Source organism: uncultured Agrobacterium sp. (genome assembly GCA_913777615.1).
Classification (GTDB): Bacteria; Pseudomonadota; Alphaproteobacteria; order Rhizobiales; family Rhizobiaceae; genus Agrobacterium.
Genome location: CAJYTK010000003.1, coordinates 50,443 through 71,239, shown reverse-complemented (window position 1 = coordinate 71,239; position 20,797 = coordinate 50,443). Strand labels below are relative to the sequence as shown.

Sequence of the window (20,797 nt, the reverse complement as noted above, 5' to 3'; positions counted from 1 at the left end):
TCGGCACCAGGATAGCGGAGAATGAGCTCACGCTCTCAAGGCATGTTCCGAGCGGCGTTCGGGTCCATCGGCATCATCATATTGGTGTTGAGGTGGTACATGATCCAAAGAGAGCCGGAGACTGCAATGAGCAGGACGACGATCGTGAATATCAGCGAGAGCATGATCCATTCCCGCTCCGCCCGAGCATCCATGTGGAGAAAGTAGATCATGTGCACCACGATCTGCGCCATGGCGAAAATGATGAGGAGTGTTGCAGTCAATGCGCGGCTCTGCAGCACGCCGGACATGACCAACCAGAAGGGGATTGCCGTCAGGATGGCCGAAAGGATGAAGCCCTTATGATACGCGCTTCTGCTTCCATGCGGTGAATGTGTTGTCTTGTGCTCAGCACTCATCGGGAAACTCCCAGTAGATAAACGAATGTGAAGACGCCAATCCAGATGATGTCCAGAAAGTGCCAGAAGAGGGAGAGGCAACTCAGGCGGCGCATGTTGTCCTCCTGCAGACCGCGTTGGCCGATCTGTATGATAAGCACGACGATCCAGATGATGCCGAAGGTGACGTGCAGTCCGTGTGTTCCGACAAGCGCGAAGAAGGACGATAAAAAGCCACTGCGCGTTGGCCCTGCGCCTTCGGCTATAAGTTCTGCAAACTCATAGAGTTCGATGGCAACGAAGGACGCACCCAGAACACCTGTCAACATCAGGAAACGGATGGCACTCTTGACCTTGCCCTCTTCCGCAGCGAGCATCGCATAACCGAAGGTCAGCGAAGAGATGAGGAGGATCGTGGTGTTGACCGCTACAAGCGGAAGGCTGAATAGCGCAGACGGCGGCTCGCCACCGGCAAAGCTTTGGCTCAACACGGCATGCGTGGCGAACAGCACGGCGAAGATGAGACTGTCGCTCATCAGATAGACCCAGAAACCGAGATAAGTTCCGTTTTCGGGGTGATGCTCTTCTTCCGCGTGATAAAGCCGCTCGGATACTACAGGCATGGGTTCGCTCATGACGGACTCCGCGTTGAAAGGCTGCGGATCGCCGCTTCCGATTTCTCCACCGCGTCAACCGGAATCCAGTAATCCCGGTCGTAATTGAAAGTGTGGACGATGGAGATGGCGATGATCCCGACAAAGGATAAAGCGACCAGCCACCAGATGTACCAAACCATCGCGAAGCCGAAGATAACGCTGAGCGCACTGATATAGACGCCGCTTGCTGTGTTCTTCGGCATGTGAATAGGGCGGAAGCCTGTGGTTGGAAATGCACCACCTTCACGTTTCATGTCGTACCAGCTGTCCAGTTCATGAACGACAGGCGTAAAAGCAAAGTTGTAATGCGGTGGGGGTGAGGCTGTGGCCCACTCCAGCGTGCGACCGTTCCAAGGATCCCCGCTAGTGTCCCGCAACTCTTCGCGGCGGATGAAGCTGACGACGAGCTGGATGATGAAGGCCAGGATACCACAGGCGATGATTGCCGCGCCGATTGCAGCGATGACAAACCATATCTGTAGTGATGAATCTTCAATAATCGCCAGGCGGCGCGTAACGCCCATCAACCCCAATACATAGAGCGGCATGAAGGCAACGTAGCAGCCGACGAGCCAGCACCAGAAGGAAATCTTCCCCCAGAATGGATCGAGCTTGAAGCCGAAGGCCTTGGGGAACCAGTAGACCGTGCCTGCAAGCAGCCCGAAAACGACGCCGCCGATGATAACGTTGTGAAAATGGGCAACTAGAAACAAAGAGTTGTGCAGCACGAAATCGGCTGGCGGGATGGCGAGCATGACACCGGTCATGCCGCCGATGACGAAGGTCACCATAAAGCCGACAGTCCACATCATGGGAAGTTCAAACCGGATACGACCCTGATACATGGTGAAGAGCCAGTTGAATATTTTCGCGCCAGTGGGGATAGAGATGATCATGGTGGTGATGCCAAAGAAGGCATTGACGCTGGCACCTGAGCCCATGGTGAAGAAATGGTGCAGCCAAACAAGATAGGAGAGGATTGTGATGACGACGGTCGCATAGACCATCGACGCGTAACCGAAGAGCCTCTTGCCTGAAAATGTGGATACCACTTCGGAGAAAATATTGAACGCTGGCAGAATGAGGATGTAGACCTCCGGGTGCCCCCAAATCCAGATGAGGTTCACATACATCATCGGATTGCCGCCGAGGTCATTGGTAAAGAAATGCGTGCCCGCATAGCGGTCAAGAGTAAGTAGTGCGAGCGTGGCTGTGAGAACCGGGAATGTCGCGACAATCAGGATATTGGTGCAGAGCGAAGTCCAGGTGAAGATCGGCATCTTCATCATCGACATGCCGGGCGCGCGCATCTTGACGATGGTCGTCAGCAAGTTGATGCCCGATAATGTCGTTCCTACCCCTGCAATTTGCAGCGCCCATAGATAATAATCGACGCCGACGCCTGGACTGTAGTCGATGCCGGAAAGTGGTGGGTAGGCCAGCCACCCCGTGCGCGCAAATTCTCCGACGAATAGCGACGACATGATCAGTGCAGCACCGGCAACAGTCATCCAGAAAGAGAGATTGTTGAGGAAGGGAAAGGCTACATCACGTGCCCCGATCTGTAACGGAACGATGAAATTCATCAGGCCGGTGATGAAGGGCATGGCCATGAAAAAGATCATGATGACGCCATGTGCCGTGAAAACCTGGTCGAAATGGTGGGGCGGCAGATAGCCTTCGCTCTCACCAAACGCGATAGCCTGCTGCGTTCTCATCATCACAAGGCCGCGTCCCCCGATAACATCGCGATTGGCGTCATCATCGGTCGCACTGCAGAGTTTTTCGACTTCTTCGTCTACGGCATTGCTTCCATTCTGGTGTTCCCCAGCCTCGTCTTTTCCTTCGAGCCCGACCCGGTACGGGCGCTGATGTATTCCTTCCTGGTTTTCTCGGTCGCCTTTCTCGCGCGACCAATCGGCTCATTCGTCTTCATGGCTGTAGACAGGGCATATGGGCGAGGCGTCAAGCTGACCATTGCGCTTTTCATGCCGGGAGGGTCGACGGTTTCGATGGCATTTCTCCCGTCCTATGATCAGGCTGGTGCCGTCTCCCTCTGGCTGCTGATAGCCTTTCGTCTCGGGCAGGGATTTGCTTGGGGAGGCGCGTGGGATGGTCTCGCCTCCTTATTGGCACTGAATGCACCAGATGGGCGACAGGGGCGCTATGCAATGGTGCCGCAGTTGGGCGCGCCGCTTGGCTTTGCACTGGCCAGCGTGCTCTTTGGATATTTCTACACCATCCTGCCAGAAGAAGATTTTCTTGCCTGGGGATGGCGCTACCCCTTCTTTGTCGCCTTTGCGATCAATGTGGTTGCGTTATTCGCGCGCCTTCGTCTCGTGGCGACAAGAGAGTTTGGCGAACTGCTGCACAAGAACGAACTCTTTGCTCAGGCAATGGACGAACTGATCAGGCACCACCTGCGGGATGTATCGATCGGAGCCTTCGTCCCCCTTGCAAGCTTCGCGCTTTTCCACCTCGTTACCATCTTCCCGCTCGCCTGGATAAGCCTTGTGCGACGTGAGCAGATCGGTGAGATGCTGGCGATGCAGTTGGTTGGTGCCGCAGTGGGAACCGTAGCCATCGTCCTTTCCGGCTATGCGGCAGACCGGTGGGGGCGAAGAAGGCATCTTCTTTGGAGTGCCGCACTGACCGCGCTGTTCAGTTTCTCGGCTACTCTGCTGATCGATACCGGAAGGATCGGCCAATACAGCTTTTTGTTGATCGGCTTTGCCCTGATGGGCTTCTCTTTCGGTCAGGCTTCGGGGTCGATTGCGAATGTCTTTTCCACCCGCTTCCGCTATTCTGGATCGGCGGTGACATCCGACATTGCGTGGTTGATCGGTGCCGGCTTCGCCCCGGCTGTCGCGCTCTTTCTCGCTACCGAATTCGGAATTGCTTTTATTGGTATTTACCTGCTGTCCGGCGCGGTGTGCAGCATCGCCGCTCTCATGATCGCCAGCAGGGTCAGGCCCATTCCGGATGATCGCGATCCGGCAACACGCAAGGATATATGATGACGACGCCTCTCAAACGCGTTCGCGGCTTCGGCTCCGCCAAGGGCGGCACACGCAACTATGCTTTGAAGCAGGCAACCGGCTTCGCATCCGCCTTGGTCACTCCCTACATAATCTTCTTGGGCTTTTGGCTTTTCGGCAAGCCTCACAGCGAGGTGCTCAAGGCTTTTACCCATTGGTGGGTTGCGGTGCCGACGCTGATTTTCATAATGCTGTCTGTATGGCACATGCGCCTTGGATTGCATGCGATCATCGACGATTATGTTCATGCGCATTTTCTCAAACTTGTGCTTGTCGGCGCCAACTGGCTCTTCTGCTGGGGGCTTGGGCTTGTCTGCTGTCTAGCCGTTATTCGCATGTTCCTCGCTGGATAATGAGACAATTCTGCCGCGCCTAAGGAGGCATTCGCCGACCTTAGGTTCTGTTTGGTTCGATACAAAGATTGATTGGTTCATTTGAACGCTTGGAGAGGCGGTCTTGCCGCTGTATCCTAATACCAGATGTAAATGGTCACACTGTTTCGATTAGCTATGTCTCTTGCTGTTTAATGAACGCTGTAGAAAGGATGTGAGATGGAACCGCATCAACTCCTGACTGGGAAGCGTATCCTCGTCGTTGAGGATGATTACTTTATCGCCCAGCAACTGGCCTCGGACCTTTCATTGGCCGGTGTCCTCGTCGTGGGGCCAGCTGCGGATGTGGAAAGCGCACTTGAGCAAATTCCAGCCGCCTCAGATATTGCCGGTGCCATTCTCGATATCAAACTCGGCAAGGAACTGGTCTTTCTGGTAGCGGATGAACTTGAGCGGCTTGCTGTCCCTTTCGTATTCGTTACAGGTTTCGAACCGGATCTCATACCCGCACGTCACTCAGACAAGATCGTTCTGAGAAAGCCCGTCGAAGAACAGTCTGCGATTTTGGCGCTTTCGCAAGCGCTTTACGCCAAGCCCGTTACGGAAGTATACGCCCGCCACAATCATCTCCTCGCCAGGCTGTCGGATGAAGACCTGGCCGCCGTTCTTCCGAAACTTCGTGCGATCACTCTCCCTCGAGGAGCCGTGATGGAGTTACAGCACCAGAGCGTTACACGCGTATACTTTCCCATCGATTGTGTCGCATCGATGATAGTGGCCGGTCGCGACGGCAACCGCATCGAGACGGGTGTCATTGGCAGGGAGGGTGTGACCGGCCTGGGGCTTCTCGACGGGGATGACAAGACGCCTTACGAATTGATTACCCAGATCGAAGGTTCGGCGCTGGCAATGGCGGCTGACGATTTCCTGTCCCTCTTAAACGAGCTTCCCGACCTGCGCGTGCTCGCCGCTCGTTTCTCAAGGTCGCTCGGCGTGCAGGTCAGTCACACGGCTCTCGCAAATGGACGTTTTGGGCTGCAACAGCGTCTCGCCCGATGGCTGGCGATGGTACATGACAGGGTGCCTGGAGGGACTGTCAGGCTCACCCACCAATATCTCTCCGTGATGCTGGGAGTTAGGCGGTCGTCGGTAACGGACACGCTTCATATCCTTGAAGGCGAACGATTGATAAGATCCAACCGGGGTAGCATCGAGATTCGTGACAAACGAGGTCTGATCGCAGCCGCTGGTGAATCGTACGGAGCACCGGAGGCCGAATATCAACGGCTAATGGCATTGCCTCTCGCCGATCAAGCAGTTCGGCCGAGCGTAAACTGAGATCCCGTATCTCATCAATCGGTCATATGTCGGCTGCCGTACCGGCAGACTTCGGATCGTTCTGCGTTGAAACCGCAAAGGCGCCGCGTTGTTGGGAAGATGTCTTCGAAAGAGGACGTATCACAACATTCAGGAGGCCGATCATGGCAAATCAACAGAACAACAACGATCAGGGTAAGGGCGACACCTCTAAGCGGGGCTTTGCTTCCATGGACGAGGACAAACAGCGCGATGTCGCCTCGAAGGGCGGCAAAGAATCTGGTGGCAACTTTAAGAACGACCCGGAACGTGCATCGGAAGCCGGTCGTGAAGGTGGACGTCACTAGGGCATGCGTTATCAAATGAGCGAGGGAGGCTGATCGAGCCTCCCTGAAATGCCGTATGGAGAAGCCAAAATGTCGCGTGACGTGTTGCCGCTCAGCGGAAAAACGATACTTGTCGTTGAAGACGAGTTTTTCATAGCTTTAGACATCGCGACCGAGCTTGAAGCCATGGGAGCCCGAGTGTCTGGTCCGGTGTCGAATATCGATGACGCCTTCCAAAGGATAGACGGCGCGCCATCCGTTAGCCTTGATGCCGCAGTTCTTGATGTCAACGTGAACGGCAGCATGGTTTACGAGTTGGCCGATAAACTGCGCCAAAACAATATCCCTTTCGTTTTCGTAACGGGATATGAATGTAGTAACTTGCCAGATCGGTTCCGCGCTTGCCCCTGTCTAACGAAGCCCTGTAACGAGCGTGACCTTATCGCACTTCTCGCAGAGATTGACAGAGATCATTCAGCCTCCGGTGACGGTGAAGAGACACACACTTTCATTCGAGCTTGATGGCGTGTCGTTGATAATCCTATCGCCTCGCTCCAGTCCCAGTTGGACCTCCGCTTGCAGCGTTCTCTTTTAGACCTTGCTCACGGCTTCGACGACATCGCGCAGCGCGATCGGTTTCTGGAGCCTTGCGATATTGGCGAGTTCTTCCGGGATCAGATCAGGATCGCAGCCTGTCAAGAAAATGAATGGTATGCCGCGCTTGACAAGCATTTGAGCGATCTCAAATCTTGGGCCTCCGCCGCCGAGGTTCAAGTCGAGCACAACGGCATTCGGCGTCGTCTGTTCAAGTAGCTCCAAGGCATTTTCCTCAGTCGGGCAGGGGCTAATGACTTTCGCACCTGCGCCCTCCAGCGCCGCTGCCGTATCGGATGCGACATAATAATCATCCTCTATCACAAGAACGGTTTTGCCCGTGAGGCCTGGCGCTCCGGCCATATCGATAATTCCTCCGTATAATCGGCTCTGTGCGGGAGCATCAGTCTCCAGAATGCTTTCAGCTTCATGAAGCGGAAATTCGATGTGACAGCGAGCACCGCCTGGATCGAACGTCATTTTGCCTGAGCCACGAAGCTCGTAAGGAATTTTCGCCTCGATCAGTTCCGAGCCAAAGCCCCGGCGTGTCGGTGGCGGGCGTGATGGCGCGCCTTCCTCAATCCAATCAATAGTGAGCCAAGGCGTTCCGTGCTTCTCAAAAGGAGCCCAGGTAACCGATATCTTGCCACCCTCCACCGATAAAGCTCCATATTTCAAAGCGTTGGTGGAGAGTTCATGAATTGCCAATGTTACGACCTCCACCGCCTTGGGAGCCAACATGAGATCGGGGCCGGTCAGTTCATACTGATTTTCAGAGTGCGCCTGCGCGCCGATCTCGCTTTCGAGGATACCGCGCAGCGATCCACCTCTATTGGCCTGACGTGTGAGCAAAGTCTGAACCCGGGCGAGAGCCAGCAGCCGACCTGCCAGCGAAGATTTGTAGGCGTTCACATCCACTGCTCCATCGGCGGACCTGACCACGGTAGAACGGATGATCGCCATGATGTTTCTGACGCGATGCTGAAGCTCGGCAAGCAAGATGCCTTGGTGTTCGACGGCCATTTTTGCTTCAGTTACGTCTTCAGCTATGCCGCCGATGCGTTCCACGACGCCTGTCTCGTCGTAGAGGGGAAAATCCGTGTTTCTGATCCATCGGAACGAACCATCAGATCGCCGAATACGCGCCTGTTCTATGTGATCCAGAGCTGCGTCCCGATCTTCCGGCACGATCATCGCCGCCCAGTGTTCGACGTCTCCGATGAACGCATTTTGCGGAGTACCATAAATGGAGGCGACAGCCGGACTTACGAATTCCATGCTCAGCGTTTTCGCGTTTCTGATCCAGAGGCCGGATGCGGAGGCGTTGGAGAATTGCCGGAAGCTCTCCTCACTCTCGCGCAGCGCTGTCTCTGCCCGCTTGCGCTCCGTGATGTTGGTGAATAGCACGGCCACTCGATTGAGGTCGTGATCCAGCGTGAAGATGTTGAGGTCGAAAATACGATCCAGTGTTGGCTCCGCCTCTTCGGTCCTGATGGGCTTTCCGGTATCCAGCGCCTGCCCGTAGAGTTTGATCCAACGAGGATTGGGCGCGCCAAGCAATTCCGTGGCAGTTTTGCCCCACTGGCCAAGGCATGCTGGTGTGGGCGATGAAGGCAGGGTTCACCTCGACGAAACGAAAATCCACCCAGGCTCCTGCCTCATCTTTCAGCACATCAACGACTGCGTAGGCTTCGTCCATGGACTCGAAAAGCGTGCGGTAGCGCTCCTCGCTTTCGCTGAGCGCATCCTGTGCTCGTTTTGCGATGTCAATGTCGCTGATCACTGAGACGACACCGGTTACCTTGTCGTCCACGTCTCGCGTTGGAGCCGTCGCGACTGCTGTCCATATGTCACGGCCGTTTTTATCGGCAAAAAGCATTTCCTGGCCGGGTACTACGGTTTCACCTCTGAGTGTACGAGCGCACGGCCAATCGTGAGGTGGCAACATCCTCCCTTGCCCATCCCATGCACGCCAGCGAGCGACGTTTTCCGGATCGCGCGATGGAATAGTCCCGTTCGGCAGAAAGCGACGGTACTCTGCATTGGAAAGGGTGGCGCGCCCGGACATGTCGATCACGGCAATCCCCACAGGCACGCTCCTGAAGGCGGCGGCCAGACGCGCTTCGCTTTCACGCAGGGCTTCGGTAGATTACTTCTGTTCGGTCACATCTGTATGCGCGCCAACCAATCGCACCGCCTTGCCGTCGCCGTCGCGCTCGATGTCAGCGCGGGCATGGATCCAGCGTACCGCGCCGTCGGATGGGCGAATGATGCGGTACTCTCCATCATAGCTAAAGCCATCGCTCTCCAGTGCGTCGAATAATGCACGCTCTGCAGGGTGACGATCGTCGGGATGAACCCTGGCCAACCAGTCTGCGTGACTCTCCTCTCGGCCATCCTGTGGCAGCCCATGAAGTCGCAGATATTCAGGGGAGCGAACGCTCCGCAAGCCTTGGGCGATATCGATGTCGAGGCCTCCCACTTCACCGATCCGCTGTACCCGCGCGAGATCTGCCTCACGCTCGCGCAGCGTTTCCTCTGCGCGGGCCCGCTCCATCGCGGCCCAGGTTCGCTCGGCAGTCTCTTCAACGAATATGATTTCGTTGGCTGTCCACTCGCGGGGCTTATGGTCATGCACCGTAAGGTTGGCAACGAAACATCCCTCCTTGATGAGCGGGACCGTAATGGCCGATGGGCTTTCGGCGTGTGAGAAAGCCTCGCGCTGAGCTTGGCTGAGCCGCGGATCATTGGCCGTGTTGGAAAGAACGAGCGAATGACCGGTGCGCAAGATTGCAACGAGTTGTTCCCCAAACAGTTTTAGGAGATAGCGTTTAGGCATCCCTTGTCCGCTGCGGACGTACTGACCACGGGTCTCGCCCACTTCCGCGCCGGGTTCGCCGGTTACCTCAGTCAGCTGCGCGCGGCTCGCGCCAAGGTGCTCGACAAGAACGCGGCACGCGGTTTCGGCAACATCCGAGGGTGCCGAGAGCGGTCGCAGTGCGTCGCTGAGCTTTAGCAGAAACGCTTGTCGTTCCTCGCTGTCGCGTAGCGCCTCTTCCGCCTTGCGACGTTGAAGTACGTCTCGAAACACCACGGCCACTTGGTTTGCTCCTGGCTCGCCAACAGGCGTAGCTTCAACCTCATACCAGCGCCCCAAGGCATCGGCCCGGTGGTCGAACCGCTCGGATTTGCCTCCACGCGCGATTCTGCCAAAGGTTTCGATCCAGAACGGCTCGTGCTAAGGTGCCATGGACAGTATGGATCGACCTACCGGATCGATCAGTCCGGTCTGTTTTTCGAACGAAGGGTTTATCTTCAGGAACGTATAGTCGAACGGTCTATCGTTTTCGTCGAACAACACCTCAAGCACACCAAACCCGTCTGCTATGCCATCGAATAGCAGGCGGTACTGCGCTTCGCTTTCGAAAAGTGCCGCCTCGGCACGCTTGCGGGCGTCGATGTCGATGTTGATACCCGCCCATTTTTCGATCCTTCCCGCCGCGTCAAGCACTGGCGCTGCGCGGACATTGGTCCAGCGCCACCCTCCGTCCGGGGCGCGAAGTCGAAACTCGGCGTTGACAAAATTGCATGCTGCCATTGCCGTTCTGCAAAGGCACGGTCATCGGGGTGGACCGCGTCCAACCAGCCGTACCCGAGCCACTCGTCCAGTGTCTGGCCAGTATAGGACCGCCAACTCGGGCTGTCGGTCGTAACGACACCCGATGCGTCCGTTTCCCAAACGGCTTGAGCCACGGTACCAATCAGGAGACGATGCCGGGCGTTGCTTTCTCGCGCAGCGGCCTCAAGTCTTGCTGTTTCGGCCAGTTGCGCCTCGGCGCGGGCAAGGCGTTCCTCCAGCAATTTTATCGTTTTGGAAGCCTCCACTGCGCATGTCTCCGGGTTTAGTAACAGGTCGCTCAGGAAAATTTAAACCATGTTGAGGCTCTAACGCTTTCAACGCGCATATCGTCCCAGCATCGCAGAATCGCGCCGTTGACGAGAACATGCTCCGCTTAAATCCAAGCTAACGCTAAAATAGTCAACCGCATGTCTGGAACACCTCAGACGCTTCTTGGTTCGTCCGCGTATCGATCGATTACAGCGAGGATCACGAAAATGAAGGCTTTGACCTGGCACGGCAAGCACGACATCCGTTGCGAGAGCGTTCCCGACCCTGAAATCCAGGATGGCCGGGATGCGATCATCAAAGTCACGGCCTGCGCGATCTGCGGTTCCGATTTGCATCTCTACAACGGCATAATGCCGGAAATGCATCACGGCGACATCATGGGCCACGAAACCATGGGGGAGGTCGTTGAGGTTGGCAAGGATAACAAGAAGCTAAAGGTCGGCGACCGTGTTGTCGTACCTTTCACGATCGCCTGTGGCGAATGCTTCTTCTGCAAACGTGGGTTTTTCTCGGGATGTGAGCGATCTAATCCAAAGCCGGAGAAAGTCACCAAAATCTGGGGTAATTCGCCGGCCGGACTATTCGGGTACACCCATCTCCTGGGCGGCTATAGCGGCGGGCAAGCGGAATATCTGCGGGTGCCTTTCGCTGATGCGGGTCCGATCAAGGTGCCGGACGGTTTGAGCGACGATCAGGTTCTGTTTCTTTCAGATATTTTTCCAACCGGATACATGGCGGCAGACTTTTGCAACATCCAGCCGGGCGATACGATAGCCATCTGGGGATGCGGTCCCGTCGGCCAGATGGCGATCAAATCGGCCTTCATATTAGGAGCAGAACGGGTCATCGCCATCGACAGTGTGCCAGAGCGGCTGGCGTTGGCAAAGATGTCTGGTGCGATCACGCTCGACTATCTCGAAGGCGACATCTACGACCAGATCATGGAATTGACCAATGGTCGTGGCGCTGACGCATGTATAGATGCAGTGGGGACGGAATCCGACCCATCCGCAAGCTGGGATGCGCGCATCGACCGGATCAAGGTGGCGACGTTCATGGGAACGGACAGGCCACACGTTCTCCGCCAGGCCATTCATTGTTGCCGTAATTTCGGTACGGTCTCGATTGTCGGAGTTTATGGCGGCTTCCTCGACAAGATCCCAATGGGATCAGCAATCAACCGAGGACTTACTTTCAAAATGGCCCAGACCCCGGTGCAGCATTATTTGCCAGTTCTGATGGATCGCATCCAAAACGGCGAGATCGATCCATCCTTTATCATCACACACACCGGCAAGCTCGAAGACGGGCCAGACCTATACAAGACCTTCCTTGAGAAGAAGGACGGTTGCGTCAAGGTTGTCCTCAAGCCGTGAGGGACTTGAGCATATAATCGGCCGACTCAACGAAGGCTTAGCAATCGTCACTGGTGCCTTCGGAGGGCATCGGTCTGGACGAGCGACGTTTCTGTGGCTAACGCAAGCTGCTGCGTTCGCAACGGGCCTATGCGTCAGAATTATAGTGAGATGTGCCGCGTAATGAAGACCAAATTTGTCAAAACGACTATTTGGTTCAACAGATCAAGCGGCTCATGTGCTGAGCGAGTAAGCTCGCATTCTACCGGAGGGTTTTGATTGTCAAATTCATGCCCGGTATGTTTGAGGCTGCCCATAAAACAGAAGGCCGACCCAAAGGTCGGCCCAGCTAACCAGCGCTAGCCGATTTGTTCATTTTGCGCGCCGCTATCCGGGCGCGCTGGTCCTAGCACGGGCTCATCCCCCATCGGCACGTTTTGGAAGACGGTGAATTGCCCCTTCCCATCGACTGATGGGCCTTCGTTCCACCGCGCTGGAGGCGGAACGGAGCCATCCGATGCCGTAGCGAAGAAATCGTAATTATGGGTCTGATCTTCTTTTTCCTGCGGAAAGCTATTCGGGATTGGGAGTGCGCCTTCGTGTCCACCTAACTCTTCGATAACTGCCAGCCATTGTTGCTGATGCATGGTATCGCGAGCGATCATAAAATGAAGCATGTCCTTCATGCCGTCGTCGTGTGCGGCATTGTAAAGACGGGTGGCGAGCACCCGGCCGGTGCTTTCTGCCGCCACGTTGCAGTACATATCCGCAGCAAGATTTCCGCTCGCATAGATATGGGACATATCGAACGGCACCCCTTCCGAATTGCCGGGAAAAGCTGCCATCCCAGTCGAGAGAATGTGCCTGTGCAGCATGCCTTCAACCACATGTCGTGGATTTTCACCGCTCATGACTGCGCCCACTATTCCATCGGCTGCACCTACCTCGGCAAGGCTGGCTGGGGCCTTGTCAAGATTGAGTGCGACAGCCGTCGCAAGCATCTCGATATGACCGATTTCTTCAGTTGCCGTGTGCAACAGCATATCGCGATACTTGGTGGTGGGGCCGCGCGCGCCCCACGCTTGGAAAAAATACTGCATGCAAACACGAATTTCGCCCTCAACGCCTCCAATCGCCTGTTGAAGCAAGCGCGCAAAAACCGGATCGGGGGAATTGACCTTTACAGGATACTGTAAACGCTTATCGAAGCTGAACATTGGCCTCTCCTACTGTCTTGACCGTTGGTTACGCGGCCCGAACATGGAGGTGTCGGCATGGTTCATAGATAAATGCAGACGGTCAGATTTGTTTAAACAGGAGAAAGCCTACAAAAATACCGGCGCCCGTTTAGACAATTTCTACAAGGATTTTCTGGATCGGCAGCAACGTGAACTGGCGCACAACTCAGCACCGCTTATCGGCCGGACAAGATCGAGGACTGGATCGACAAGCACGGCGACGGTTTCAAGCTGGTTGAAAACGAGGCAACCTCGCCTTTCGTCTTTTTCAGACTTCTGCGCCTGAAACGCTCGCTCGATCAAATAGGATTCACTGACTCTGATCGATCGCGTGAGGTGAAGGCTGCCCGGGCCTTGTATCCTCCCGCGAAGCATAAAACGTCAGGGCCAGCGCAACCACGATGACCAGAGCGGCAACGATGATGGCTCTTTTTCGCATTTGATCTCCCCTTCTGTTGCCGTGCCGAACCGGATTTTCTCCCCTTTGTTCCATCAGAAGATCGTCACTCAACTACGGTCGGTACGCTCGCGTACCGCAACGTAAGCTGCCGGGATGCATTGGTTCCATATCAACGAAGGGGAATATGGATACTCATGCCACCAAGACCACATCCGAAATCACGACGACTGAAGCGCAGCTTGAAGAGTTGCGCGCAGGTATCGCCGATCTGAGCCCGGCATTGTCGGCGTTCGCACGACGTTTCGTGCGAACGGAAGAAGACGTCAATGATCTCGTTCAGGAAACCATGCTGAGAGGCCTGCGTGCCATTCACCGCTTCACACCTGGAACGGCTTTGAAATCCTGGCTCTTCACCATCATGCGCAATACATTCTGCACCCGTTACAAGGTTGCCCAGCGAGAGCGTGTCGGCCTACCTCTCGGCATTGAAAACACGATTTCGACATTGCCCAGCCAGGAATGGCGGCTGGAACATCAGCAGGTCATGCGCGCCATTGGCGATCTCGATGCCGATCAGAAGAAGGCGCTTCTGTTGATTGCGGATGGTACCAGCTATGCCGATGCCGCCGATCTTTGCGGATGCCGCATTGGCACCATCAAGAGCAGGGTCAGCCGCGCGCGCGAAGCGTTGAGACGCGATCTCTACTGATCTCAAACCGACAAGTTATAGAGCGCGGCGTTTCCTCTGGAAGCGCCGCACTCGATTTTTCTCTGTGTTTTTGATCATGGATGAAGGAGAATTTCGCGGCTGCTTTCCAACAACTCGTCGGTGCTGACGAGCGTGAGTTGCGAGGCGAAACGTCCGCCGAGAAGCACGAGCGACGCATCATGGGTATCGTTCTGCGCACTGCACACGGCATCCCGAACCAGAAATACGCGGTAGCCAAGATCGATTGCACCCAAGACCGTTGCCAGCACGCAGACATCCGTTTCACCGCCGGAGACGACCAGCGTCTCGACGCCCTCTCGCGCAAATTTTTGATGCAGCCTTCCATCGGTCCACGGGGAATATGTGGATTTCAAAAAATCCTGAGCAGGCGGAATGTAGCCGGCAAATTCGGGAATGACTTCGGTAAGCTCGCGGCGGATATGTTCGCCTGTCATCATCCACCATTTTTCGTAATATCGCTGCCACTGTCCGACTGCCGCGCGCGCATTCACCGGCGGAACGAAGCGGGTGAAAATCGTCTTGTGCGGCCATTCGTCAACCACGCGCCCGACATTATCGCGGATGTTCCCCATCCAGTCGACATGCCAGGGGGTGGGTTCGGAGAACATGCGTTGCATATCGATGCATAGATGGCGCCAGTCACCACCGCCTCTTTCACCAATGTTCATGACATCCTCGATAGCCAAGCGATGTGGTAAGATGCTCCGCTAACCGTGAAAGGGAAAGATTGTTCCTGTTAGAACAGGGAAACGTCAGGCTTGTTTCGACAGTCGGAGACGGCTTCGAAAGTGTAAGCTCGTTATCTGTTGCAGCTTCTGTGGGTCCACGATGCCCCGGTCGTACATTCTGAGAACGTAACGTGCAACTTCTGCGTGACAAGGCTCTAAGGTCTTCCAACCTTCCCCAATCACACCCGAATAAGCTGTCTGGACAATCCGCAGGTCATCATCAAGGAAGACGCCCGGGCTTTGATGTTGATAATGAAACGACATTTTACCTTCCGAGCAACGGAACTCGGCCTGCGCTTGAGGAAAGAAGAATGTCCTAAAACTATAGGCGGCATACGCGCAGCGGTAAATGTTCGCAACCGTACCTCAGCGCAAGTTTTTTGCTGCGCAGGAAGGAATTAAAGGTTGTCGCAGGTAATAATTTCTAATTCAATTGGGCAAATCTATCACAATCAGCGCTTCCCGGAATGGTACGATCTGCAACGGTGAGTTATCTTCATTGCAAATTTCGATCTTTCTCGAAGAAATATCCTTTCCTTCCAGAATCGCTTCGCTCATCAGTGCACGGGCATCTTCGATAGCGGAAACGTAAGCTTCGTCCATGCTCGGAAGATCGGTGCCTTCCGGGTCTTCCATCCTGCCGTTAACCGTCAATACGTTGAAATAGTATTTCGGCATTCTTCCGTTCCGACATGAAGAACCGCAGATAAGTATCCTGCTGCGTGCTCGGGTTATCCATCACGTACAACGTAACGTTTTCCGGTTTGGATCACTGCATTTTGCAGTGCCTACCATTTTCATCGTACCTCCTTTCTATTTTCATTGTTTTTCGTCTTCCCGCGTTTTCAATGCGTCGCTGATCTTGCGCTTTTCTGGATCCTTCAAGTTCTCACCGACGGCATCTCGGTCTTTTTCAGGATTATCCTTGGCAGGCATATAACCCCTGGGCGTCTGATTGGTTGGGCCTTCCCATCGGGGCCATTGGTCAGTCGTTCCGGCAGCGCCTTCTGATGGTGTTTTGGTGTTCATGCCCTTTTTCCTTTCGGCTCTCCTAACCTCTCGGACGATGCCGGGTTCCGGGTAAGACGCTCAAAGGTACTTGGAACCTACGATTGCTATGGTTGTTAGAGCCGACTGTCCAATAAAGGGAGATTAACAGACATGAAGGTCCTTATTACAACACTTGCCATCACTGCCGCCATAACAGGTCCTGTCGCGGCACAATCGGCGGCAGAAAGAACCGGCGTCAATTCCGTAATGGGAATTGCGCCCTCGACAGAAGACTTCGTTCGCGAGGCCTCTGCCAGCGATCTGTTCGAAATCGAGTCCAGCAAGCTTGCTTTGGAACGCGGCAACGAGCAGACGAAGGGTTTCGCGCAGCAGATGATCACCGACCATGAGAAGGTCACAGGCAGTCTCAAGCAGATGATCGAGTCGGGCAAGCTCAAAGCAACGCCATCCCCCACGCTTTCCTCATCTCAATCGGAAATGCTGGATGACCTGAAGGAGTTGAATGGCGCCGAGTTCGATGGGCAGTACCGAGAAGATCAGGTGACTGCACATGAGAATGCCGTCGATCTCTTCAAGCGATATTCGGAAGGCGGCGATCATGCAGAGCTGAAGAAGTGGGCTTCCGACAACCTTCCAGCGCTCCAGCATCATCTGGAAATGGTTCAAGCCATGGAGAAGTAGTCATTCATTTTACTCCACTGCTGACTTACAGATCGGTTTCCGTTAGACTGACGGTAGACAGGGCGCGCTACGTAGCTCCACCTCGATTTTGGCATAGACGAACTATCTCAGCGATGCCGTATCAAGCAAAAGTTTCAACCCGAGCATCCCGGATATTACATAGGCAGTCGAGAAGATTCCGCTCGTGAAGCGTGGAAATCCGCCGAATAACAGGTAACGAGCTCGCTGAGTAGAAGTATTAGCGCGCCAGCGTAGAAGAGGGTGTAAGCGAAAGAAAGTGGCGACGCCGCAAAGGCCAATTAGCGGGAAGCGTACCGCCCAACGCTCCCGCCAAAGCGTACCCGTAACCTGCTTCCTAGTCCGGCGCGGAAACCCAGAGAAACGGGAATGCCAAACAGCAGCAACTTGAAGAGCGTGACCGTGACTAGAAGCGTTAGCCGCATTGCGATCAGAGATGGTGGATCGCTGCTTTTGGAGTACGGCAGTACCAGTCCTTCTCCCGCATGGAAACCGCCTTCCGTGGGTGAGGCTGTATCGCTTGGCGTTTAGTGTAGGACAAGATGATCACGGCAAAAGGCGCCAAGAATCCGCCCCGCTTTCGTCTTTCAGCGCAATACGCCTCTTTTGCCGAACGCGGGACGGAGCCTGAGGTTCCGTGAGCGGGTAAGCGCTCAACGCCTTCCCGCTTCAAGTTTGCCGCGCATGCCCATGTTTTCCCGGAAGGTGCCTGCCGGGTGGCGCAACTCTTTTCCGGCCTTGCCGGAATGGGCGGCGTGGCGGGTCATCTCTTCTTTCACCGCCTGCAAGGCAAGGTGTCTGCTTGGATAGACCTTTGTCAGCGTGCCGTTGCGCATGATTGCCCAACCGCGTTCATGCGGCATGATTGTCGTGTTTTTTGTAATCTATTTTCCTCCCGCGCCCTAACGATGAACATTTCGTGATGTTCCGAAATGAGCATTCGATTGTTCGGAATAAATGAAGAGGTGACTACGCGGCGCGTTTTAGCTGGCAAAGCCCCGGCTTTGGGCGCTATGACCAGTCTTATAAAGTCACCAGAAGGCAATGATGCCATGGAAGGAGCAGAGCATGCCGGTTAACGACCGTCTCACGATAGCCGTGTTCGGCAAGAGCGACGCGGTGACGACCGAGATCGTCTCCTCATGGTCTGAAATTGCGATAGACCTGATGGGCCCTTACTCTCCGACCGATGGCAGCGGTCATGACTGGAACTTCGCGAGTGCCATTATCGATGTGCGCTATGGGCCTGAACTCATGCTGCCGCTTATGGATGAGCTTGAGGCGAAAGCCATTCCCTATATCTTCTTCGTACCCCTCAACGCTGTTGGCAGCGAGCAGGGGCCTTTCGTGCTGTCCACCGCAAGGGAAGATATGCGCCATATTCTGGCGGCCCTGTCCGCACAGGAACGCGGCACGACGCATTGATTTTGCTATCCTCGGCATGAAACGAAGAGGCCGACTGTCCAACGTCTTCGATAGTCTTTCATACAACTGTGTTGACATCTCACTACTGCGGAGCGAGACGACTGATATGTTCGGCAGCATTGCGGCCCATAAACCTGTAGCGGCTTGATGAAAATCTCCGAGCCGCAAGGATGAGATAACGGTAGATCGACCCACCCTTTTCAGGACTAAAGTTCGATTCCCATCAAGAGCTTAGACCGTGATTAGAGGCGCAATTTACAGTGTCCAGTTGTGATTCCTGGCAAGAGCGGTCTTGACGATAACGGTGCGGGTTTAGCAGCCTCCGTCTTGCTGTGAGGGCTCGCAATCCAACAAGCGTCGTGACGGGAATCCAGGCAAAGTTTCAAAGGAACTCTATGTGTGTTGCACGCTTTACCGGTGACATCTTGAAAGGAGTCACCAGATGGCATTTATCGAAGCAAAAGATGGCACGAAACTGCACGTCAAGGATATGGGAGAGGGTCGCCCGGTCATCCTCATCCACGGCTGGCCGCTGACCGGCGATATGTTCGAATACCAGACAGTGGCTCTGCTGGAAGCAGGCTTCAGGGTCATCACCTATGACCGTCGTGGTTTTGGCCAGTCTGGACATCCTGCAAGCGGGTACAACTATGATACCTTCGCGGACGATCTGGCCGCCGTCATTGATGGCCTTGAACTTCAGAGTGTTTCGCTTGTCGGCTTTTCCATGGGCGGCGGCGAGATAGCCCGTTATCTTTCACGCCATGGCGCGTCGAAGGTATCGAAAGCAGTTCTTGTCGCGTCGGTTGCCGGTTATCTTCTCAAGGACGAGAGCAACCCTGATGGTGTTGATGTCAGCGTCTTCGAAGGCATGAAGAAGGATATTCGCAAGGATCGCTTCGACTTCCTGCAAAGCTTTGCCAAGACATTCTACGGCGTCGGCTTCGTGACCAGTCCGGTCAGCCAAGGCGTGCTGGATTGGTCCTTCGTTCTTGGTGTCATGGCAAGCCCGAAGGCTACAATCGATTGCGTTGACGCATTCGGAAAGACGGACTTCCGGCCAGATTTCGCGGCGTTTACAGTTCCAACGCTTGTCATCCACGGCACGGGCGATAAGACGGTACCAATCGATCCGACAGGCCGAGCGGCTGCGAACGGTATCGCTGGAGCAAAGCTCATCGAGTATGACGGAGAACCTCACGGCCTGTTCGCGACCGTACCTGATCGCCTGAACCAGGACCTGATTGAGTTTCTTGCCTGATTTGAAGGGTGGGCGCATCCCAGCATGCGCCCACTGTCTCAATAATCAGACCTCATTTCAAAATATGTCAGCGCGGAAATCTCGCCAGTCCTTTGGCCAGTATAGGCCCGGTCGGACGACCGGTTGGTGATCCACCCGCCTGTTCCAGCGTGATCTCGTATAGCTGATTGTCACGCGGGGTTGGCAATGCGGGGCCGTCAAGGCGAGCCGAGTGAACGCCCTCCAGCAATCCAAGCGAAACAGGCCCCATTTCCCGGGACGGAAGCGTCCAGACCTCTATCGCTTTATCGTTTGGCACGGCAAAGTCAGCCAGCATACGGATCGTTGCCTGTTCATTGCCAAAGTCCTCAACGACGGCCTGAACCTCTCCAGCCTCATTAATTAGAACGGCGACAACAAGCGGCTCTATCGTGCGAGTGAGGCTGTATCCAAGACCGATCGCAAGCAACAAGGCAGCGGCAATCGATGAAAGTGCCGCGATCTTCCAGCCTTTTCTGCTGTTGTCATTCGCAACCGTGGAAACAGGCGTATCGTTTGTCCCACGCTGCGCAGGCAGCGCCGATTCAATGCGATGCCACAGGGCCTCGTTGACCGTTGCGGCTGCAACAGAAGTGTCCAGCGGCAGGAAGCGCTCACGGCTTGCGGCAATCGCCGCCTTCAGTTCGGGATCGCGCTCCATGGCTTCCTCGATTTCCGCGGCGGTGGCGCTCTCGGTCAAACCTAACACATATTCATCGGCGAGGTTTGGTATATCCTTACGGTCATATGTCATGCCATGCACTCCCGAAGCGTCAGAAGCCCGCGCCTGATCCAGGATTTCGCGGTCCCGATCGGAATGCGCAGTCTTCCAGCGATCTCCCCGTGAGAATATCCTCCAACATAGGCCATCAAAATCCCGTGCCGCTTCGTCTCATCGAGCGATCCAAGGCATTCGTGTAGCCGGGATTGTCGATCCAGCCGGTGCCACGCCGCCATGATTGTGTCTGCCTGCTCGGCCTCCTGAAGGGTTTCGACCTCTTCGACCGAATGTTCACGCCTGCCATCCCGCAGGAGATTGAGCGCTCTGTTCCGGACGATGGCATAAATCCATCCCCGCGCGGAACCGCGGTCGGCACTGTATTGATAAGCGTGGGTCCATATTCTGATGAAAGCTTCCTGCACCACCTCTTCGGCAAGTTCGCGACGCCTGACGATGCGTTGCGCCACAGCGACCAGCCGCCCAGCTTCCTGATCAAAAATGCGTCGCAGTGCCAATCGGTCACCCTTGGCGCAGGCGGCAAGCGCCTTATCCAGATCATCCGGCCCAGAGCCCATCAATATCCTTACCTTCCCGTGAAGCCACGCTGAAGAGCGTCATCTTTCAGTGACTATACCCAACCAGCCATCGAATGGATGCAGTC

The 20,797-nt window shown here is 55.2% G+C and carries 21 protein-coding genes and 3 pseudogenes; 10 read left to right on the top strand and 14 right to left on the bottom strand.

Annotated elements, in window-relative coordinates:
- Positions 1–35: 35 nt before the first annotated feature.
- The 3 genes and pseudogenes from cyoD to cyoB form a co-directional block, all read right to left on the bottom strand.
- The gene (gene cyoD / locus QZ862_RS01995) at positions 36–398 is read right to left on the bottom strand and encodes a cytochrome o ubiquinol oxidase subunit IV (RefSeq protein ID WP_288428052.1); all 363 of its coding nucleotides are present in this window, start codon (positions 396–398) and stop codon (positions 36–38) included.
- A complete protein-coding gene (gene cyoC, locus QZ862_RS01990) occupies positions 395–1,012 on the bottom strand; it encodes a cytochrome o ubiquinol oxidase subunit III (protein WP_296020757.1) in 618 nt (205 codons plus the stop codon). Before cyoC ends, cyoD begins: the two co-directional genes overlap by 4 nt.
- Positions 1,009–2,757 (bottom strand): annotated as a pseudogene (cyoB, locus tag QZ862_RS01985) (cytochrome o ubiquinol oxidase subunit I); the annotation flags it as partial. The gene cyoC and the pseudogene cyoB, both read right to left, overlap by 4 nt.
- Between cyoB and QZ862_RS01980 the strand changes: the two are divergent.
- From QZ862_RS01980 to QZ862_RS01960, 5 genes are all read left to right on the top strand, one after another.
- On the top strand, positions 2,668–4,050 hold the full coding sequence (locus QZ862_RS01980) for an MFS transporter (protein ID WP_296085536.1): 1,383 nt from the start codon (positions 2,668–2,670) through the stop codon (positions 4,048–4,050). The pseudogene cyoB and the gene QZ862_RS01980 overlap by 90 nt on opposite strands.
- Positions 4,050–4,424, top strand: coding sequence for a succinate dehydrogenase, hydrophobic membrane anchor protein (sdhD, locus tag QZ862_RS01975; RefSeq protein WP_296038290.1), 375 nt, complete (start codon positions 4,050–4,052; stop codon positions 4,422–4,424). The genes QZ862_RS01980 and sdhD overlap by 1 nt, the downstream gene beginning before the upstream one ends.
- 198 nt (positions 4,425–4,622) lie before the next feature.
- Positions 4,623–5,741, top strand: coding sequence for a helix-turn-helix domain-containing protein (locus tag QZ862_RS01970; protein WP_296020750.1), 1,119 nt, complete (start codon positions 4,623–4,625; stop codon positions 5,739–5,741).
- Between the two features lie 143 nt (positions 5,742–5,884).
- Positions 5,885–6,067: a general stress protein gene (locus tag QZ862_RS01965; RefSeq protein ID WP_296020749.1), complete on the top strand. Its 183-nt coding sequence runs from the start codon at positions 5,885–5,887 to the stop codon at positions 6,065–6,067.
- A 69-nt stretch (positions 6,068–6,136) separates the two neighbouring features.
- On the top strand, positions 6,137–6,568 hold the full coding sequence (locus tag QZ862_RS01960; protein WP_296020744.1) for a response regulator: 432 nt from the start codon (positions 6,137–6,139) through the stop codon (positions 6,566–6,568).
- Positions 6,569–6,637: 69 nt separating this feature from the next.
- Here the strand turns inward: QZ862_RS01960 and QZ862_RS01955 are convergent, their stop codons facing one another.
- From QZ862_RS01955 to QZ862_RS01940, 4 genes and pseudogenes are all read right to left on the bottom strand, one after another.
- Positions 6,638–8,200 (bottom strand): HWE histidine kinase domain-containing protein, encoded by a 1,563-nt coding sequence (locus tag QZ862_RS01955; protein ID WP_296097186.1) that lies wholly within the window; start codon positions 8,198–8,200, stop codon positions 6,638–6,640.
- 49 nt (positions 8,201–8,249) lie between these two features.
- Positions 8,250–8,588: pseudogene (locus tag QZ862_RS01950) on the bottom strand (PAS domain S-box protein); the annotation flags it as partial.
- Between the two features lie 201 nt (positions 8,589–8,789).
- On the bottom strand, positions 8,790–9,740 hold the full coding sequence (locus QZ862_RS01945) for a PAS domain-containing protein (protein ID WP_296020739.1): 951 nt from the start codon (positions 9,738–9,740) through the stop codon (positions 8,790–8,792).
- 138 nt (positions 9,741–9,878) lie between these two features.
- A pseudogene (locus QZ862_RS01940) lies at positions 9,879–10,393 on the bottom strand (PAS domain-containing protein).
- A gap of 363 nt (positions 10,394–10,756) precedes the next feature.
- Here QZ862_RS01940 and QZ862_RS01935 point away from each other — a divergent pair.
- Positions 10,757–11,926 (top strand): zinc-dependent alcohol dehydrogenase, encoded by a 1,170-nt coding sequence (locus QZ862_RS01935; RefSeq protein ID WP_296020735.1) that lies wholly within the window; start codon positions 10,757–10,759, stop codon positions 11,924–11,926.
- Positions 11,927–12,264: 338 nt separating this feature from the next.
- Here the strand turns inward: QZ862_RS01935 and QZ862_RS01930 are convergent, their stop codons facing one another.
- Positions 12,265–13,122, bottom strand: coding sequence for a manganese catalase family protein (locus tag QZ862_RS01930; RefSeq protein ID WP_296097185.1), 858 nt, complete (start codon positions 13,120–13,122; stop codon positions 12,265–12,267).
- Positions 13,123–13,727: 605 nt separating this feature from the next.
- On the opposite strand from QZ862_RS01930, the gene QZ862_RS01925 reads away from it, so the two are divergent.
- Positions 13,728–14,252 (top strand): sigma-70 family RNA polymerase sigma factor, encoded by a 525-nt coding sequence (locus QZ862_RS01925; protein WP_296020729.1) that lies wholly within the window; start codon positions 13,728–13,730, stop codon positions 14,250–14,252.
- Positions 14,253–14,326: 74 nt separating this feature from the next.
- Here QZ862_RS01925 and QZ862_RS01920 read toward each other — a convergent pair whose 3' ends face one another.
- From QZ862_RS01920 to QZ862_RS01910, 3 genes are all read right to left on the bottom strand, one after another.
- Complete coding sequence (locus tag QZ862_RS01920) at positions 14,327–14,935, bottom strand: cysteine hydrolase (protein WP_296020769.1); 609 nt, start codon at positions 14,933–14,935, stop codon at positions 14,327–14,329.
- A gap of 495 nt (positions 14,936–15,430) precedes the next feature.
- Positions 15,431–15,679 carry a hypothetical protein gene (locus tag QZ862_RS01915; RefSeq protein WP_296020727.1) on the bottom strand — a complete coding sequence of 83 codons (249 nt, stop codon included), beginning with the start codon at positions 15,677–15,679 and terminating at the stop codon, positions 15,431–15,433.
- A gap of 141 nt (positions 15,680–15,820) precedes the next feature.
- Positions 15,821–16,030, bottom strand: a complete 210-nt coding sequence (locus QZ862_RS01910) for a hypothetical protein (RefSeq protein WP_296020725.1) — start codon at positions 16,028–16,030, stop codon at positions 15,821–15,823.
- Positions 16,031–16,162: 132 nt separating this feature from the next.
- Between QZ862_RS01910 and QZ862_RS01905 the strand changes: the two genes are divergently transcribed.
- On the top strand, positions 16,163–16,693 hold the full coding sequence (locus tag QZ862_RS01905; protein ID WP_296020722.1) for a DUF4142 domain-containing protein: 531 nt from the start codon (positions 16,163–16,165) through the stop codon (positions 16,691–16,693).
- 671 nt (positions 16,694–17,364) lie between these two features.
- Here QZ862_RS01905 and QZ862_RS01900 read toward each other — a convergent pair.
- Entirely contained in the window at positions 17,365–17,574 is a 210-nt protein-coding gene (locus QZ862_RS01900; RefSeq protein ID WP_296020720.1) for a hypothetical protein, read from the bottom strand.
- Positions 17,575–17,779: 205 nt separating this feature from the next.
- Here QZ862_RS01900 and QZ862_RS01895 point away from each other — a divergent pair, with 205 nt between their 5' ends.
- Together QZ862_RS01895 and QZ862_RS01890 are read left to right on the top strand one after the other, a co-directional pair.
- Positions 17,780–18,136, top strand: a complete 357-nt coding sequence (locus QZ862_RS01895) for a hypothetical protein (RefSeq protein ID WP_296020718.1) — start codon at positions 17,780–17,782, stop codon at positions 18,134–18,136.
- Positions 18,137–18,578: 442 nt separating this feature from the next.
- The gene (locus QZ862_RS01890; protein WP_296020716.1) at positions 18,579–19,397 is read left to right on the top strand and encodes an alpha/beta hydrolase; all 819 of its coding nucleotides are present in this window, start codon (positions 18,579–18,581) and stop codon (positions 19,395–19,397) included.
- A 67-nt stretch (positions 19,398–19,464) separates the two neighbouring features.
- Here QZ862_RS01890 and QZ862_RS01885 read toward each other — a convergent pair whose 3' ends face one another.
- Together QZ862_RS01885 and QZ862_RS01880 are read right to left on the bottom strand one after the other, a co-directional pair.
- Complete coding sequence (locus QZ862_RS01885; protein ID WP_296020714.1) at positions 19,465–20,169, bottom strand: anti-sigma factor; 705 nt, start codon at positions 20,167–20,169, stop codon at positions 19,465–19,467.
- Positions 20,166–20,711: a sigma-70 family RNA polymerase sigma factor gene (locus QZ862_RS01880; RefSeq protein WP_296075035.1), complete on the bottom strand. Its 546-nt coding sequence runs from the start codon at positions 20,709–20,711 to the stop codon at positions 20,166–20,168. The genes QZ862_RS01885 and QZ862_RS01880 overlap by 4 nt, the downstream gene beginning before the upstream one ends.
- Positions 20,712–20,797 lie beyond the last annotated feature (86 nt).

Bases quoted from the DNA above. Each gene is read 5' to 3' on its own strand.
- cyoD (WP_288428052.1), bottom strand. From the start codon at position 398: ATGAGTGCTGAGCACAAGACAACACATTCACCGCATGGAAGCAGAAGC.
- cyoC (WP_296020757.1), bottom strand. From the start codon at position 1,012: ATGAGCGAACCCATGCCTGTAGTATCCGAGCGGCTTTATCACGCGGAA.
- QZ862_RS01980 (WP_296085536.1), top strand. From the start codon at position 2,668: ATGTGCCGTGAAAACCTGGTCGAAATGGTGGGGCGGCAGATAGCCTTC.
- sdhD (WP_296038290.1), top strand. From the start codon at position 4,050: ATGACGACGCCTCTCAAACGCGTTCGCGGCTTCGGCTCCGCCAAGGGC.
- QZ862_RS01970 (WP_296020750.1), top strand. From the start codon at position 4,623: ATGGAACCGCATCAACTCCTGACTGGGAAGCGTATCCTCGTCGTTGAG.
- QZ862_RS01965 (WP_296020749.1), top strand. From the start codon at position 5,885: ATGGCAAATCAACAGAACAACAACGATCAGGGTAAGGGCGACACCTCT.
- QZ862_RS01960 (WP_296020744.1), top strand. From the start codon at position 6,137: ATGTCGCGTGACGTGTTGCCGCTCAGCGGAAAAACGATACTTGTCGTT.
- QZ862_RS01935 (WP_296020735.1), top strand. From the start codon at position 10,757: ATGAAGGCTTTGACCTGGCACGGCAAGCACGACATCCGTTGCGAGAGC.
- QZ862_RS01930 (WP_296097185.1), bottom strand. From the start codon at position 13,122: ATGTTCAGCTTCGATAAGCGTTTACAGTATCCTGTAAAGGTCAATTCC.
- QZ862_RS01925 (WP_296020729.1), top strand. From the start codon at position 13,728: ATGGATACTCATGCCACCAAGACCACATCCGAAATCACGACGACTGAA.
- QZ862_RS01915 (WP_296020727.1), bottom strand. From the start codon at position 15,679: ATGCCGAAATACTATTTCAACGTATTGACGGTTAACGGCAGGATGGAA.
- QZ862_RS01910 (WP_296020725.1), bottom strand. From the start codon at position 16,030: ATGAACACCAAAACACCATCAGAAGGCGCTGCCGGAACGACTGACCAA.
- QZ862_RS01905 (WP_296020722.1), top strand. From the start codon at position 16,163: ATGAAGGTCCTTATTACAACACTTGCCATCACTGCCGCCATAACAGGT.
- QZ862_RS01900 (WP_296020720.1), bottom strand. From the start codon at position 17,574: ATGCCGCATGAACGCGGTTGGGCAATCATGCGCAACGGCACGCTGACA.
- QZ862_RS01895 (WP_296020718.1), top strand. From the start codon at position 17,780: ATGCCGGTTAACGACCGTCTCACGATAGCCGTGTTCGGCAAGAGCGAC.
- QZ862_RS01890 (WP_296020716.1), top strand. From the start codon at position 18,579: ATGGCATTTATCGAAGCAAAAGATGGCACGAAACTGCACGTCAAGGAT.
- QZ862_RS01885 (WP_296020714.1), bottom strand. From the start codon at position 20,169: ATGACATATGACCGTAAGGATATACCAAACCTCGCCGATGAATATGTG.
- QZ862_RS01880 (WP_296075035.1), bottom strand. From the start codon at position 20,711: ATGGGCTCTGGGCCGGATGATCTGGATAAGGCGCTTGCCGCCTGCGCC.